The 17,293-nt window shown below is 33.7% G+C and carries 13 protein-coding genes; 6 read left to right on the top strand and 7 right to left on the bottom strand.

Going from position 1 to position 17,293, the window contains the following annotated elements; all coding sequences use genetic code 11:
* The first annotated feature begins 8 nt into the window (after window positions 1–8).
* Complete coding sequence (locus NNH57_RS25975; RefSeq protein WP_108807616.1) at window positions 9–1,100, top strand: trypsin-like peptidase domain-containing protein; 1,092 nt, start codon at window positions 9–11, stop codon at window positions 1,098–1,100.
* 50 nt (window positions 1,101–1,150) lie between these two features.
* On the opposite strand, the gene NNH57_RS25970 is transcribed toward NNH57_RS25975, so the two are convergent.
* The 5 genes from NNH57_RS25970 to NNH57_RS25950 form a co-directional block, all read right to left on the bottom strand.
* Complete coding sequence (locus NNH57_RS25970) at window positions 1,151–2,713, bottom strand: FMN-binding glutamate synthase family protein (protein ID WP_074409915.1); 1,563 nt, start codon at window positions 2,711–2,713, stop codon at window positions 1,151–1,153.
* Between the two features lie 10 nt (window positions 2,714–2,723).
* Entirely contained in the window at window positions 2,724–3,977 is a 1,254-nt protein-coding gene (locus NNH57_RS25965; protein ID WP_373419409.1) for an amidohydrolase, read from the bottom strand.
* Between the two features lie 140 nt (window positions 3,978–4,117).
* Window positions 4,118–4,657: a DsrE family protein gene (locus tag NNH57_RS25960; RefSeq protein ID WP_108807617.1), complete on the bottom strand. Its 540-nt coding sequence runs from the start codon at window positions 4,655–4,657 to the stop codon at window positions 4,118–4,120.
* Between the two features lie 133 nt (window positions 4,658–4,790).
* The gene (locus NNH57_RS25955) at window positions 4,791–7,166 is read right to left on the bottom strand and encodes a PKD domain-containing protein (RefSeq protein ID WP_108807618.1); all 2,376 of its coding nucleotides are present in this window, start codon (window positions 7,164–7,166) and stop codon (window positions 4,791–4,793) included.
* Window positions 7,167–7,431: 265 nt separating this feature from the next.
* Entirely contained in the window at window positions 7,432–7,719 is a 288-nt protein-coding gene (locus tag NNH57_RS25950; protein ID WP_051473707.1) for a hypothetical protein, read from the bottom strand.
* Window positions 7,720–8,146: 427 nt separating this feature from the next.
* On the opposite strand from NNH57_RS25950, the gene NNH57_RS25945 reads away from it, so the two are divergent.
* Window positions 8,147–10,477: an ATP-dependent helicase gene (locus NNH57_RS25945; protein WP_074410056.1), complete on the top strand. Its 2,331-nt coding sequence runs from the start codon at window positions 8,147–8,149 to the stop codon at window positions 10,475–10,477.
* A gap of 75 nt (window positions 10,478–10,552) precedes the next feature.
* Window positions 10,553–11,173, top strand: a complete 621-nt coding sequence (locus NNH57_RS25940; protein ID WP_074409912.1) for an L-threonylcarbamoyladenylate synthase — start codon at window positions 10,553–10,555, stop codon at window positions 11,171–11,173.
* Between the two features lie 17 nt (window positions 11,174–11,190).
* Here the strand turns inward: NNH57_RS25940 and NNH57_RS25935 are convergent, their stop codons facing one another.
* Window positions 11,191–11,913, bottom strand: coding sequence for a phytanoyl-CoA dioxygenase family protein (locus tag NNH57_RS25935; protein WP_074409911.1), 723 nt, complete (start codon window positions 11,911–11,913; stop codon window positions 11,191–11,193).
* A gap of 84 nt (window positions 11,914–11,997) precedes the next feature.
* Here NNH57_RS25935 and NNH57_RS25930 point away from each other — a divergent pair, with 84 nt between their 5' ends.
* The 3 genes from NNH57_RS25930 (at window position 11,998) to NNH57_RS25920 (ending at window position 16,268) form a co-directional block, all read left to right on the top strand.
* The gene (locus tag NNH57_RS25930; protein WP_074409910.1) at window positions 11,998–12,864 is read left to right on the top strand and encodes an AraC family transcriptional regulator; all 867 of its coding nucleotides are present in this window, start codon (window positions 11,998–12,000) and stop codon (window positions 12,862–12,864) included.
* Window positions 12,865–13,014: 150 nt separating this feature from the next.
* The gene (locus NNH57_RS25925; RefSeq protein WP_132066085.1) at window positions 13,015–15,117 is read left to right on the top strand and encodes a LodA/GoxA family CTQ-dependent oxidase; all 2,103 of its coding nucleotides are present in this window, start codon (window positions 13,015–13,017) and stop codon (window positions 15,115–15,117) included.
* Entirely contained in the window at window positions 15,117–16,268 is a 1,152-nt protein-coding gene (locus NNH57_RS25920) for an NAD(P)/FAD-dependent oxidoreductase (protein WP_074409908.1), read from the top strand. Before NNH57_RS25925 ends, NNH57_RS25920 begins: the two co-directional genes overlap by 1 nt.
* Window positions 16,269–16,349: 81 nt before the next feature.
* Here NNH57_RS25920 and NNH57_RS25915 read toward each other — a convergent pair whose 3' ends face one another.
* Entirely contained in the window at window positions 16,350–17,210 is an 861-nt protein-coding gene (locus tag NNH57_RS25915) for an OmpA/MotB family protein (RefSeq protein ID WP_074409907.1), read from the bottom strand.
* Window positions 17,211–17,293: the final 83 nt, after the last annotated feature.

Raw genomic sequence — 17,293 nt, 5'->3', positions numbered from 1 at the left:
AAAAAAATATGAGCAATTTAGATTCGTTAAAAGAAGCAACATTTAAAATACTTACCCCAAGAGGTACGGGGAGTGGCTTTTATATAAAAAGTAAAAATATTATTCTTACTAACCACCATGTTATTAGCGGTTGTAAAGAGGTCGCTGTCGAAGATGATCATCATAACAGAATGCTGGCAAAAGTTATTATGACAAATCCAGATATTGATATTGCAATACTCAAAGTAGAAGGGGAGTTGAATATAGATCATGGTTTTTCTGTAGATAATTCTTTAGAACTAGCCAGGCAAGAAAAAGTATTTGCTCTTGGGTATCCATTCGGAATGCCATTTACAATAACAGAAGGTATTGTTTCGAACCCCGAGCAACATATGAATGGGAGATATTTTGTGCAAACAGATGCAGCTATAAATCCAGGAAATAGTGGAGGTCCTTTAGTGACACAAGATGGAAGATTGGCAGGTATTAATTCTTCAAAATTCAATAATGCAGATAATATGGGATTTGCAATTCCGATTTCTGAAATTGAGCAGGCTATCGAAAGTATTGAAAATAACCCTGAATTTAAGTTTTCCCTGCAGTGCTCATCTTGTTCTGGTCTCACATATGTCGCACAAGATTACTGTAATAATTGTGGAGCAACATTATCTAAGGATGTATTTGATGAATTAGAACTCAATGAATTTTCAAACTTTATTGAAGATTCTTTGAAACAATTAGATATTAATCCTGTTTTAACAAGAACGGGTCAGGAGTTTTGGGAATTTCACCAAGGAAGTTCTCAAATTAGGATTTTTGTAATGAATAGAGAATATCTCTATCTAACCTCTCCTTTAAATAATTTACCAAAACAAAACCTTGAAAGGTTATATGAATATTTGATTTCTAGTGACCAGGGACAATTTACATTAGGAGTATATAAAAATACTATTTTTATATCGTATAGAATTAGTATCACCGATATATTTCAGGATGAAGCCACCAAAAATGATATTAAACTAAAAATAAAAGAACTCGCACTAAGAGCCGATGATCTTGATGATTTCTTTGTAGAGGAATATGGCTGTACTATGAGTACATATGCTAAAAAAGTAAGTTAATCATCTAATGTTATTTTCTGGTTTGAATTAGCTTAGATGATAAGAGAATCCTATTTTTGGTTATAACCACCAAGATATGTACATTCTTTTAGATCCTGAGTACAAGTATATTCAACAGCAGTCTTACTATATTTAAAAGATTCTCTTAATGTCTTGGTAAGTTCTCCGTCATCCACGTTAAGATCTATGTCCTGCATTGTAAACTGACAAGGATGCTCATATCCGGCAGCATGAGTGATCTCTGTAAATTCTTTTCTAAATGTTTTAAAATACTGTGCCAGGCGATCAGATTTTAATGGGATATCAATTCCCTTTTGTAACCATTTACTTTGGGTAGCTATGCCACTAGGACATCGATTAGTATGACATATCTGTGCCTGGATACAACCAATACTCATCATAGCTTCACGAGCAACATTGATACAATCGACACCCATGGCAAAGGCCATTGCTGCTTTTGCAGGAAAACCTAGTTTTCCACTACCAATAAAAACTACCCGATCTGTAAGATTATGTTTTTGAAAAATTTTATAAATAGCTGTAAATCCATATATCCAGGGAAGAGACACATGATCAGCAAAGCTTGGTGGTGCAGCTCCTGTACCACCTTCGCCACCATCAATAGTAATAAAATCCGGACCTCTATTGGTTTTTACCATTAGTTCTGCAAGGAGTTCCCACTGTTCTGTTTTACCAATTGCAGCTTTGATCCCTACAGGAAGTCCTGTCTCTTTGGCAATATCCTCAATAAATTGTAATAGTTCTGGGACATCAGAAAAAGCTTTGTGCGCAGAAGGAGATAATACATCTTTACCTACTTCTACACCTCTTATTTTTGCAATTTCTGGAGTAATCTTAGCACCAGGTAATACACCTCCTTTTCCTGGTTTTGCTCCCTGTGATAATTTGATCTCAATAGCCCGAATAAAAGGATTTCGAGTCACCAGATCTTTTATTTTTTTCATCGAAAAATTACCATTCTCATCGCGAACTCCAAAATATCCAGTTCCAAAATGAAAAATAACATCACCTCCATTACTATGATAAGGAGAAAGTCCACCTTCTCCTGTATTATGATAAGCATTTCCTTTTTGTACCCCTATATTTAGAGACTCTATAGCTCGTGCAGAAAGGGATCCGAAACTCATGGCAGAAACATTAATAACAGACCCGGGTCGATAAGGCTTTTCTCGTTGGTTGTATAAACCCATCACCTTTGCGCAAGGAAGAAAAGATTTATCTTTTCTATTGGGATGATCCTTATCCATCTTATAAGGGATCATACAGTTTTTTACAAAAATATGCTGGTGCAAATAAATATCCCTATCTGTACCAAAACCTTCATAATTATTTTCATTTTTAGAAGAAGCATATACCCAACCTCTTTCAATTCTATTAAATGGAAGTTCTTCTCTATTATTAGCAACAAAATACTGTCTTATCTCTGGACCTATACTTTCTAACAAATACCTTAGATGACCTATAATAGGGAAATTATGGCTTACGGTATGTTTTTTATTAAAAAATATATCGCGAATTGCAACTAATACAAACGCAGTAATGATCCACATCCACCAGGATATTGAACCTAAAAAATTAAATACACTTTCCATTTTATTTTATCTATTGTGCATTAAGATAGTCAATAGTTAATTGTGACATTACTTTAACTCCTAATAGTAACCCGCTTTCGTCTATAAAAAAATCAGGTGTATGATGAGAAGCTGCTTTATTGGTTCCAGGTGTTTTTCCTCCTAAAAAGAAATAAAATCCTGGTACTACTTCCTGAAAATATGAAAAATCTTCTCCTCCTGTAGTTGCCTTTGATAGGATAACATTTTCTTTGCCAGCAATACCTTCAATAGTTGGTAACATCTTTTTTACAAGGTCGGGATCATTATATGTTATAGAAGTATTATTTTGAAACTTAATAATAGCTTCACCACCATATGCCTTAGCAATAGTAGGTACCATTTCATTCATACGGCGAATAATATGGGCTCTCATTTTTGGATCCAAAGTTCGTACTGTACCAATCATTTCGGCACTTTCAGGAATAATGTTAAATCGTACACCACTAGTAATTTTACCTACCGTTATTACTGCGGCTTCATTTACCAGAGGGGATTCTCTACTTATAATAGTTTGTAAACCATCAATAATTTTGGCCGAAATCAGGATAGGATCTACTCCCGTCCAAGGAGCAGAACCATGCGTTTGTTTTCCTTTTACTGTAATAACAAATCGTTCTACTGCCGCCATTGTTCCCCCAGGTTTGTAACGAATTTTTCCAACTTCGGTTCCCGAATTGATATGCAAACCAAAGATTGCATCTACATCTGGATTTTTTAAAACGCCCTCTTTGATCATTAATTTGGCACCACCTTCTTCTCCTGGTGGCGGTCCTTCTTCTGCCGGTTGAAATATAAATTTAACCGTACCATTTATTTTATCTTTATGTTTTGTTAGAATTTCTGCTACTCCCATTAATATAGAAGTATGAGTATCATGACCACAAGCATGGCTAACGCCAACTTCGGTGTCCAGAAATGTAGTTTTTACAACAGATTTAAAAGGTATATCTACTCGTTCGGTTACTGGTAATGCATCAATATCTGCTCTTAGTGCTACAGTTTTGCCTTCTTTTTCTCCTTTAAGAATAGCTACTACACCAGTTTTAGCAATATTTTCGGTTACTTCTAAACCAAGACTTTTTAGGTGTTTTGCGATTTTCTTGGCAGTTTTAAATTCTCGATTAGAAAGCTCTGGGTTTTGATGGAAATCTCGTCTCCATTCAATTACTTTGGATTCTATTTTTTCTGCAGAAGTATTAATATCTGGATCAATTTGTTGTGCCTGTATGGAACAAAAGATCATTAAAAAAATAAATAAAAAAGATGATGGTTGTGTTTTCATGCGCTTGTTTTAGTGTTTAGAAGAGGGCCACAGATAACTTAAGGCGATTAAAATAATCATGTTGTGATATGAGGGTTATAATCATATTAGTTTCATTAAGTTTAAAAATTAATAAGTCTGTAGTTTTCGTTTTGTAGTTGTACCAATGCGGTCATTGCAGATAATGCAATCTGTATTTCGGGAAGTACATCTTCTTTAGAAATATCTCGATATGCTGCAGTCTGCCCGCACAAAATTAATTGGACTCCTTTTTTTGCTAAAGCAGAAAGAAGTGGAGCATTGGGGTTGTTAATATGGTATTTGGCTTTATACTTTGTATTGTTTAAGATATCATTTGCTGCCAAACCATGAATTACTAATGCAACCTTTAACTTTTCGAGTGGCACACCAGCACCAGCATGCATATTAAGATATCTCGCAGCGGTATTAAAAAGAGGATTTACTTTTGAGCTGTCTTTAAATGTTCTTCCAACATCAAATACAGCTTTTAAATCATGCTGCATTTTGGTTTTAAAATCTGGATCGCTAACTGTATAGGTTTTGCCATATTCAGTTATTATTTTACCTTCCTTAGATTTTTGTTGAGAAAAAATAAAAAAAGGAAGTAAAATAAAAATATAGGATGCTATTCTGTTTCTCAAGCTTTAATTTTTGTATCTAAAGATATTCAAAAATCTATTAATGGAAAGTTAAAATATTATTTTGATGTTTTATACAAAAAAAGCATACCCTCTAAACTAAGAAAGATATGCTTTAATAATTCTTATTATAGGTTTACTGTCTTACAAATTTACCAAGAGGTTTGTTGTTAATTAAAATGATATATAACCCATGCGAAAGTTCTGATATATCCATTTCGGGAGTGGGAATCATATCAATTAATACTTGCCCCTGTATGTTAACAATTCTTACAGAATAATCATTTGTTGTTATACCATCAATATGTAATATTTCATCATCATTAACCGGGTTTGGGTAGTAGGTAAACGTTTTGTTCTCCTGGCCCAAATTAAGTAGGGATTGATCAACTTCAAATGCTTTAGAAGTTATGCTACAGCCAGCTTCGTTAAATACTTTTATAGAATATTCACCTACTTCTGTGGGTAAATATACTGCTTGATTAGCATCATCAATAGGTTCATCTTTATAATACCATTGGTAAGAAGAGAATTGAGATGGTACAAATAGCATATGATTTTGATTAACAGCTATTGTTGGTTCTTCTGGGTTTTCTGATACAATTGCTTTTACTTCTGTTCTTGTTGTTGTAGTACAGTTACCAATAGCTCCTTCTATGTAATAGGTCTGAGTAGCATCGAGTGCTGGAGTCTCATAGGATAATCCAGATGCGATACTGGTACCTCCGGTTGCCGTGGTGTACCACTTATATTCGCTATTTCCTGATACAGTTATCGTCACAGATTCTCCGGCACAAACATTTTGATTTGTTACAACCGGGAGATTCGGAAGATTTATAGAAATAAAATCTGATTTTTCTTTAGTATTATTTCCAGAATCATTGGTTGTCGTAAGGGATACAGTATAGTCCCCATTAGTTGCATAAGTATGTGTTGGGTTTTGTTCTGTAGATGTTTGACCATCTCCAAAATTCCATAAATAAGAACTTATTCTATTGGTAGAAGTGCTTTGAAATTCTACTACCGAACAGTTTGTAGTTGCTTCGAAATCTGATAATGGAGGTTGTTTATCGTCTCCTGGTATATAATTACCCGATATAGAATAATTACCCAACGAAGAGTAATCAGAATATCCATTGGCTAATGTTCCTTCACCCACGCCATCAATCTCAATATAATAAATTCCTTCTGTAAGGTTTTGATTAATCGATGCTGTAAGTCCGTTTGGATCAGAGAGTGCTACTTCCTGGCCAAGTTCATTTAGAATTCTTACCTGGATGTTTAGATTGGGATAGTCGGGATCGGGATCAAAAGACAAGGATACATTTCCGGTTTCTACTGCAAAAGAGAAAACATCTTTATCCTCTCTAGTACTAATTAGTCCAAAATTTTGATCGGCACTTACTGCCCCAGAAGGAGCTACTTTAAGTGCAGTGGCTTCATTAATAGCATTGCCATGGTCATCATTTTGAAAACCAACACCGTTTCTATTATTAGAGATAATTGCGATATCGTCCTGAGTATTTGTTGCATCGGGATATTCTCCGCTACTCCAATGTCCTAATGTTTTATTAACGCTCCATCCCATAATTGGGCTCCATTCTCCATGCCCTGCGTAGTATGTTGTACCTGGTTTACCATCATGTGATAGTCCCAAAGTGTGGCCAACCTCATGAGATCCTGTCTCACCAGCAGATCTTGTTCCCAAATTATAAACCCAACAAGGGTTATTGCTATTCGACGAAAACGAATTTAAGTAAGCAACTCCTCCAGAATCCGGAGCAGCATCTTTTGTAGTCGTAAAAATGCACATCATTCTACGATTTTTAGGAGCTGCATCAAAAAGATCTCTTCTGGTAGTAACGTTTAGATTAAATGGGCGAAAATCTTCGGCCATGATTTTCCAAACTTTGATTATTTTTTCGTCAGAGAAATTAGGAGATTGCGCGTCAATTGTAGCACCACCAAGCCAACTTGTATTAGAAACCAATTCTCCATCAAAATCAAGATAAATAATACCAGGTGCTCCCGGAAGGCTTTCTAATTGTGGAGCTGCTTTTGAAAATACAGTTCCCGGATCAATGTCTTTTGTATTTGCTTTTTCAAAATCTACACAAAGAATTGTATTAATATCGGTTTCTTTCACAAATACCTGACCATTGGATTCAGAATATAAAGTATATGCTTTTTTTAAATCATGAAGTATGATATTTCCTTTTAACGAATTGTTCGTTTTGGTAAAAGAAAATGAAGATAATGAATGATTATTAACAGTACCTATTAAGGTAAGATCCTGATCGGTTTGATTTTGTACATTAAGTTTAAAAGAAAAAGACTGATTATTAGCAATTTTAATTGCCGAAGGCTTATTTTTTTTTGGGTTAATCAGATTATTTATAAAATTTTGTTGATTATCTGATACGAGGTATGATTTATCAGATTGACCGTAAGTATTATATCCTCCTATTATCATCATAATAAGAAGAAAATACTGTACTGATTTTCTTTTCATGTTGAGTTTGATTATTAAGTAATTATTTCGACTGCAATTTCTACTACAACTAAATATTCTTAGTTTTAGTATAATAAGGCGTAATATAGACCAAAAATACCAATGTAGGCTGTAGCATCTCTACATTTAGGTAAAACAAAAACAGTATGTACGTATTTCTATATTCAAAATACGTATATACCATTTTCGGAATCTAAATTTAGAATGCTAAAAATTAACTACATATCTAGATATAGAAATAGTGGCGTCTATGCATATTACATAATTATGAAATGCTTATGATTCTTTCTAACGGAATGATTGTAGACTGTTTTAAAATAACTTCTTTATCGGTTATTCCCCATATAGTAGTTTCTACTCTTTTTAAACCTTTATCATCTACGAAGACAATTCTTACTTTATGATGTTCTAGATTTCCTAAAGAGAGGGCTCTTTGTAATTCTAAGAATCGATCTATTTGATCTTTTCTTTTGTTTAAAACATCTTCTTTGGGGAATTTTAAAAATTTAATCTGCTCTTTTTGTACCATTTGTACATTCATGTTTGGGGCCATAAGTGCTGAGTTTGGTTGAATTTTTATTTTAATAAAAATTAGTGTTTACTTTTCGTTTCTGCTAAATATAGTACATTTTGTCCTAAAAAAATGCATTTAATCCATGTTTTTTATTAAAAAGATATCAACTTGTAAGAATTCTTATTGTTGATAATCCTAGTTAGATCGGTACTAATTTCATTTGTTTTTAACCCTAATGGATAATAGGTGTTGTATTATATATCGCTGTTAATTATAAGATATTTGGTGAAATTTATTTTTTATTTACCAATTGATTGTTAATGATATACATGATAATTTATCAATGTTGAAAAGATATTGGTGTTTGATAAAAGTTATTGACTATGATTTGTTTACAAAAAATGCAAAGTACGTTTCCATAACCGTAGTTCTTTCCTTAAATTTCGCCTTTAAATATAATGTTACTTTGGAAGAATATTTAGCAGAATTAAATGATGCACAACGAGCGCCTGTACTTCAGATAGATGGGCCAATGATTGTTATTGCGGGTGCTGGCTCGGGTAAAACAAGAGTACTTACATATCGTATTGCTTATTTGATGCATAAGGGGGTAGATTCTTTTAATATACTATCCTTAACGTTTACCAACAAAGCGGCCCGCGAAATGAAAAAGCGTATCGCAAATATTGTTGGTTCAAGCGAGGCTAAAAACCTTTGGATGGGTACGTTTCATTCAATATTTGCAAAAATATTAAGGTTTGAAGCTGATAAATTAGGCTACCCGTCTAATTTTACAATTTATGATACTCAGGATTCCCAACGATTAGTAGCTTCTATAATCAAAGAAATGGGACTCGATAAGGATATCTATAAATATAAGCAGGTATACTCCCGTATTTCTTCATATAAAAACAGTTTGATAACTGTAAAAGCATATTTTCAGAATGCAGAACTGGTAGAAGCTGATGCTATGGCAAAACGACCTAGATTAGGAGAGATTTATGAGCATTATGTAGATCGTTGTTTTAAGGCTGGTGCGATGGATTTTGACGACCTTTTATTAAAAACGAATGAGTTATTGAACCGTTTTCCCGAAGTACTTGCTAAATATCAAAACCGATTTAGATACATCTTGGTAGACGAGTATCAGGATACAAATCATTCTCAATATCTTATAGTAAGAGCATTATCTGATAAGTTTCAGAATATCTGTGTGGTAGGAGATGATGCGCAGAGTATTTATGCTTTCCGTGGAGCGAATATTAATAATATTCTTAATTTCCAAAGAGATTATGATAATGTACAGCAATATCGATTAGAACAAAATTATAGATCTACTAAAAATATTGTAGAAGCAGCAAACTCTATTATAGATAAAAACAAAACCAAACTGGATAAAGTAGTTTGGACTGCTAATGACGACGGACCTAAAATAATTGTAAATCGATTATTAACTGATGGAGATGAAGGTCGATATGTTGCAAGTTCGATTTTTGAAAACCAAATGCAACATCAATTAGGTAATGGGCAATTTGCAGTATTGTACAGAACCAATGCGCAATCCAGAGCTATAGAAGATGCGTTACGCAAGCGAGACATAAAATATCGAATCTATGGGGGACTTTCTTTTTACCAAAGAAAGGAAATTAAAGATGTATTAGCGTATTTACGATTAGTGATTAATCCTAAAGATGAGGAAGCTTTAAAGCGAGTAATAAATTATCCAGCCAGAGGAATTGGTGCAACAACCGTAGATAAACTGATAGTTGCGGCAAATCACTATGATCGTTCTATTTTTGAGGTGATCGAAAATCTAGATCGTATTAATTTAAAGATTAATAGTGGTACTAAAACTCGATTAGAAAACTTTATTAACATGATCAAAAGTTTTCAAATCACTAATGAGACTTCTGATGCATTCGTATTAGCCGAAACGGTGGCTAAAAAAACAGGGTTGTTACAAGAACTAAAAAAAGATGGTACTCCAGAAGGTATTGCCAGGATCGAAAACATAGAAGAATTACTTAATGGTATACGTGATTTTGTAGAAGGGCAGAAAGAAGTAGCAGATGTAAGAGGATCATTAGCAGAATTTTTGGAAGATGTAGCTTTGGCCACAGATCTGGATCAGGATACAGGGGATGATGATAGAGTAGCGTTGATGACTATTCATTTGGCTAAAGGTCTAGAGTTTCCATATGTGTATATCGTAGGAATGGAAGAAGATCTTTTTCCATCAGGAATGAGTATGAATACCCGAAGTGAACTCGAGGAAGAACGACGCCTGTTTTATGTAGCATTAACACGAGCAGAAAAACAAGCATATCTCACCTATACACAATCTCGTTATCGATGGGGTAAACTGGTAGATGCCGAACCTAGTCGGTTTATTGAAGAAATAGATGAGAAATTTTTAGAATATATTACACCAATAGAAAGTTATCGATATAAACCATTAATTGATTCTGATATTTTTGGAGAAGTCGATAAGAGTAAATTACGACTTAAAAAACCAGTTTCTGGGGCACCACCGTTAGCACATAAACCTACAGAAGAACAATTACGTAAACTAAGAAAACTTAGACCTACATCTAGTGACACGACCGATGTATCGTCTAATACGAATCTCTTCGATGAGGATCTTATACCAGGGACGGCAGTTGAGCATATGCGATTTGGTAAAGGAAAAATTATTAAAGTTGAAGGAGTTGGGCAAGATAAGAAAGCCGAAATTCATTTTGAAAAGGGAGGGATTAAGAAATTATTGCTTCGTTTTGCAAAGTTGAAGATTTTATAGTATTGCTAATTGCTTAAGTTAGGGATTAGTTCTTTATACTGTATTTTGTAGTATCTTTATTTACAATCACTTTATATGGCAGAGTTCATAAAATTATACAATGAAAATCCAAACCCACGTGAAATACAACAAGTAGTTAATTGTTTACGTAATGGAGGATTGGTTATTTATCCTACAGATACGGTATATGGCTTAGGGTGTGATATTACAAATAATAGAGCTTTGGAACGAATTGCACAGATCAAAGGTGTAAAACTAGCAAAAGCTAACTTTTCGTTTATATGTAAAGATTTAAGTAATCTTTCTGATTATGTAAGGCAAATTGATAATACAACATTTAAATTATTAAAAAGAACGCTTCCGGGGCCATATACTTATATTCTTCCGGGTAGTAATAATTTGCCTACGGTTTTTAAAAAAAGAAAAACGGTTGGTATTCGTGTTCCTGATAATAATATTTGCACAACTATCGTAGAAGAATTAGGAAATCCTATTGTATCTACTTCGATATACGACGAAGATGAAGTAATAGAATATACCACAGACCCAGAATTGATATTAGAAAAATGGGATAATCTGGTCGATATGGTGATCGATGGTGGATATGGGGATAATATACCATCTACAGTTATTGATCTTACCAGCGGAGAACCGATATTGCTTAGAGAAGGTAAGGGGAGTATTGATATTATCTAGCTTAGATAAAAAGCTATTTATGAACGTTGCTTTCTTACACCAGTATGGTCTATTCCCTGGTTCCGTTCTAATCTTATCATTTCTTTTGGTCTAAAATTTAGTATTAAAGCTCTTCGTTGACTATTTGTAGTGTTTCCTTTGCTATAATGTAGTGTGAAACCATCATGAAAAGTACATCCGCCAACCTGTAGAGGAGCAGGTATCGCATTAGTTGTATCAGTGTCACAATATAAAGCTCCTCCATTTGGTAAATTGTTATGTTTTAATATGCGTTGATCTGGTACCGGAAGAAACCACATACAACCATTACTTTCATATACATTATCTAAAGCAATCCAACAACTTACAGCTCTTTTATCGGGTAAATTTATCCAATAAGCAGCATCTTGATGCCATGGGGTTGGAGTATTAGTACGAGGTGCTTTATTAATAAGCATATCAAAATCTAATTCCATATCATCTCCCAGCAGTTCTTTTGCGTAGTGTAATGCCTTTTTATACGCGATATGATCTAATATTTTTGGGATTACCAAACTTGGTCTCATGATCTGAGTAATCCGCTCAATTGCTTTACTAGTATCATCCAACCCTGCCAAATCACTTCTTAAGTGCGTTGTTTTTTCCTTATCATTCAATACACTATTGTAGATCTCTAACAATTTTTCGGCTTCTGTGTTATCAAAAAGTTGATCTATTTTGGTATACCCGTTGGTTAAAAACTCATTTTTTGTAGTGTTCATTTTATAGTATTGATTTTATCCAAAGATGAATAAAACATCTTAATAAATCTTCTAAATTTGTACTACCTTATTTTTTTATACAAAATGAATATCAATTCAGAAGAACGTATAGTACATTTTTTATCAGATTATGGTATTAATGGTTGTTTGCAGTTTGGATATTATAAATATTCTAAAGCACAACCCCAATTACCGATACATGAACATCGCAACGCTATAGAACTATGTTTTTGCATTAAAGGAGAGCAACATTATGTAATTGGTGAAGAATTATTTCAATTGCATGGTAATGATATTCTTATTATTCCCCCTAATAAAGAACATGGGACCGGCAAATACCCCGAGGATAAAGGAGAGCTATTCTGGTTACAAATCAATTGTTCTGATAAGCGAGATAGATTATGTAATTTATCAGGAGAGCATTCAAAATATCTTCTAAAAGCGTTAGAGAAGACTTCAGAACAGGTTTTTAAAGGAGCATTTCAGATCAAATTTATGCTCGAAAAACTTTTAAATGAACTAAAAGCAAGCAGTACTATTTTATCCGAAATCACCATAAATCAACTTATTGTTCAGACTATATTAGAAATATTGATCCTTTCGAAGAGAAAACAAGATAGTCCTCCTTTAAAAAGATTAAATGATATCGATACTTATATTTTGAATAATTTACATCGTATCATCTATGTTGATGAACTAGCAAATATTTGTGATGTTTCTGTCGGATATTTTAAATCTTGGTTTAAAAACACCAAGGGTATCCCTCCTAAAGAATATATAAATAGGTTAAAAATCGAGCAATCAAAAGTTGATTTATTGAAGAAAGATAGTATTACTATGGTAGCTTTTGACTTAGGATTTAGTTCATCACAATATTTTTCAACTACTTTTAAAAAATTTACGGGGTATACTCCAAAAACCTATATTTCTATACAAAGTAATAAAGCATAGCTTTTGGTTTAGTAATACCGCTTTAGACAACTAATCTATACTTGCCTATAAGGTATAAATTGTACCTGATTTTAGTATAAAACCACGTATAAATACGTGTATAATGCCGTAGGATTTTTATTAACTTTAAGAAAACTTAAAACCAATAAAATGAGTACTAGGAAACTACCTAAATTCAGAATTTACCCATCTATAGGCATTGCGCGATTAGGAAACGGTCCCGCTACAAAAGATCAGGTTATTTTTAGTCCAGAGGTTCCCTGGGCTAATTTGTTTGATACAGACCAGCACTATCTTACCAAGGAGGGAGCTTTAAAAAAGCAAGCTCAGCGATTTTATGTTTATGAATGTGATGACAATGGGGTACCTGTTAAGCAAATAGATGCTAGTGATTATGATATTGAATGGACGGTAGAAGTAGCTAATAAGAAGCCATTTTGGTATGATTTTAATAATAGTCTGGATCTCTCTGTGCTATCTAAAAACCAAAACTTATCTCCAAATTTTGTAAAAAACAAACTGGCACCTGGTATTGGAGCAAAACGAAGAAATCTTAATGTACTAAACCAGTCTATGAGAGTAGAAGGAGGATACGATTATCGTAAAGAACTGGTGAATCACCCGGGAAAGACAAAAGTTAATGCTAGTGATCAACGTGAGGTGATTCGAGGGAAGTTTCCGTCGGATAATGGTGGGGTTAGTAAATTAGCGGCTAGTATGAATACTTCTTCTAAATCTGTTGATCTAGGTACTATCGAGTATGACGAAGGAACATTAATTTTTTATGGGGCAGATGGTATTTCGGCCTCTCTAAACCCATCGGATCTTAATAATGATTTTGCAGATAACTCTAACTGGTATGATGATATATGTGATGGAAGGGTTACAGCATCTATTGTTTCTAAGAAAAGTGGAGATACGTATCATTTGGATGATGTACTATCTTCTGCCTGGGTAGCCACTGCACCGCCAGATTATGCACCTCAGATTCAGCCAATATCTACGATGTTTGATTTAATTGCAGGAGCATCGAATGAGAGCTATGCTCCCGAGTTAAGCCTGGTATTTCCGATATTTTATCGTCTCTATAGGATGCAATGGGTTAATCTAGGAGATTTCCTTTCCCCATCATTTAAGGAAACGATCGATAAACTTATGGCAGATGGGAAATTTAAATATCTTTATAAAAAAGAACCAAAAGAAGAAGCAGATGCTGTGAGAAAACAAATATTCGATCTCTTTAGAGACCCTTCATATCATTATAATAATGAGCCTATAATACCGAGCAAAGATAAAACTGATGTTGTAAATCGAGGTAGTGGAACCGATGAATTAAAACTTCCCTATTATCCAGGAGATGCTATAGACTACCCAGGAAGCCCAGCTCAGTGGTTTGCTATTCCACCAATGCTTTATGAACAACTTGAAAACTGGAAAGATGGTAAATTTGAAACGTCTCCTGATTTTGATTTTCAGACTATAGATGAGATGGGAGCATTTTATCAAAATCAATTTTTGGAAGCTTTCAAAGATGAATCTAAAAAGCCATTATTGATGACCAGAGCTGTATTAGAAACGTTATATGGTGGAGGTTTTCATCCAGGAGTAGAGTTAACCTGGCCTATGCGGCATAATCTTATTTATGCAGAGAATAGTATGATATATCAATGGATAACCGAAGGAGCTTTTAAATATGGGTTTTATGGATTAAGAGAAGTTCGTCTTAATGCTGCTACTAGTAAAGAACAAAACGATATATTTTATAATGATTTTGGATTTCAGATGAATTCTGAGGATATTCGTGAATCTATGGATCCCAAAAATGAGAAAAATTGGTTGTGGAAACTTACACCTGGTGATCTTACCAAATGGATGGGGATTCCCTGGCAGTCGGATGCAGGTAGTTGTCAGGCAGTTTTTGTAGAGAAACAATATCCTATTCCGTCATGGTGGGCAGCTAATTTACCTGTACATGTGTTTCCTCAGGAAAGTTACCAAAAGCTTCTTGATCCCAATATTTTGGAGGATACCAAACGTAATATTTATGCAAATCGCTTGGCCTGGTTGCACACTGCAGATACAGGTTTTGTAGGATATCATGCAGAAGGAGGGTATCTTAACGGACTCATTAATATGGTATATCAATGGGATAAAATAGGAATAGTCACTGGTAGAAAATTGGATATAGATATAGAAGGATTACCCAAAACGGTATATGTTTCTTATAGCGGAAAAGAAGCTGATAAAAAATAATGAATACAGATGTTATTATTGTAGGTAAAGGTATTGCAGGATTAGTGTTGTCATTTCTTTTGAAGAAAAAAGGAATAGAACATCTGGTTTTGGATCGTAAAAGTAAGAAGAGACACTTTGCTTTGGCAGAGACATTGCCTCCTTCTTCAATGCCTTTATTACATGCTCTTGATCTCCTAAAGATATTTGAAAAAAATGCGATCAGGAAAACATATGGGTATCATTCAATGTGGGGGAATACAAGGATATCGAATAACAATTTTTTCTCTCAATTGTCATATAAAAATGGTTTAAAAATTAATAAGAAGGCTGTAGTAGATGATCTCGAACAATTATGCGATGAGAATGTGATGCGCTATGAAAAAATGTTGAATATGGTAATTTCTAAAGAAGAAGTTAGTGTAGAAGTAGAAAATAATCATCAAAAACAAACCATTACTGCAAAAATGATTATTGATGCAACAGGTAGAAATCGTGCTATTCTTAAAAAATTAAATATACCTATTCGATTATATGATAACCTAATATCTTTTAGTTGTCACTTACCAAAAGTAGAACATCCAAAATTGACATACGATGTATTTGTAGAATCTTTCGAAGACGGGTGGGGGATTGTTTCTGGTTTAGATGAGAAAACCAATGTGTTGTCGATTTTTACGAATAGAGAAAACCTTGTTCAACTAAAACTAAGAGAGTATTCTGATTGGCAATCGGTGTTATCTAAAACAGCTTTGCTAAAAGATTTTCTGGTAGAGCAATCTGAAGTGAAAATTATAGGATCAGATGCAAACTCATCTATAGCCAATTATTTATCAGGAGAAAATTGGATGGCGGTAGGTGATGCGGCTTTATCTTTTGATCCTCTTTCTTCTCATGGTATTGCCAATGCAATTTATACGGTTAGAGAAGCTTCAAATGCTATAGAATCCTATATCTTAACAGGCGACAGAAGAGGATTTGTAACATATTCTAAAACATTATTTTCTGTTTTTGATAGTTACTATTTGGTGAAAAGTGAATTGTACAAAGCAGAATCCAGGTGGAAAGAATCTTCTTTTTGGAAGAAATTTTTCCAACAAGGAGAAGAGAGGGGTAAAGACGAAACTCATAATTTCCCGAGACAGAATGGCACAGGAATCATTTTAAATTAATGAAAGTGCATACTGCTTGGTAAAATAAAAAAGGGAGATCATTTTGATCTCCCTTTTTGGTATATATAGAAAAATATTTTTTTATTTTCCTGAAGCTTTTTTCATACCATCTTCAATCATATTATAAAATTGATCAAGTTTTGGTAATACAACGATTCTTGTACGTCTGTTTTTTGCTTTGTTTGCTGCAGAATTATTATCAGTAACTGGTATATAATAACTTCTTCCTGCCGCAGTCATACGTTTTGGATCTACTTTAAAATCATTTTGTAATACTCTTACTACAGAAGTAGCACGTTTTACACTTAGATCCCAGTTATCCAAAAGCACTTTGTTTTTAATAGGTACATTATCTGTATGACCTTCTACTAAGAATTCGATATCTGGTTTATCATTAACAACTTTTGCAACTTTACCTAATACTTCACGAGCTCTTGCAGAAACATTATAGCTACCACTCTTAAAAAGTAACTTATCAGAAATAGAAACATAAACAACTCCTTTTTCTACATTAATTTCAATATCTTCATCTGCAAGATTTCCTAAGGCTCCTTTAAGACTGGTTACAAGTGCCAAGGTTACAGAATCCTTTTTGGTAATAGCATCCTGCATTGTTCTTATTTGCAAATCTTTTTCTTTAATACTTTCTAGAGATTTTTCTAGATTCTCTGCTTCCTTAGTAGAAAGAGTGGCTAAATTACCTACATTATTTAATAGAGCAGAGTTCTGATTTTTAAGATTAGATACTTGATCTTGAAGAACTTTAAGTTGCGAAGTCGAACTTGCTTTTTCTTCAAGGCAGCTATTTAGTTTAACCGTTGCGGAGTTTAATAAATCTTCAGTTTCTTTGTGTTTGGCTTCTAATTCTGAAAACTTCTTCTGCGAAACACAGGAAGATAGTAGAATTGCTAGAGAGGCCCCAATAATCATTGCTTTTTTCATTAGAAAATTTGTTTTTAGTCTTGTTCTGGTTATATAACTCAAAATTATTAAAAATGTGACGTAATGCTAGGTCATTAACAATA

Origin of the sequence: Aquimarina spinulae, assembly GCF_943373825.1 — a bacterium.
GTDB lineage: Bacteria > Bacteroidota > Bacteroidia > Flavobacteriales > Flavobacteriaceae > Aquimarina > Aquimarina spinulae.
This window is presented reverse-complemented; position numbering and strand designations above follow the sequence as displayed.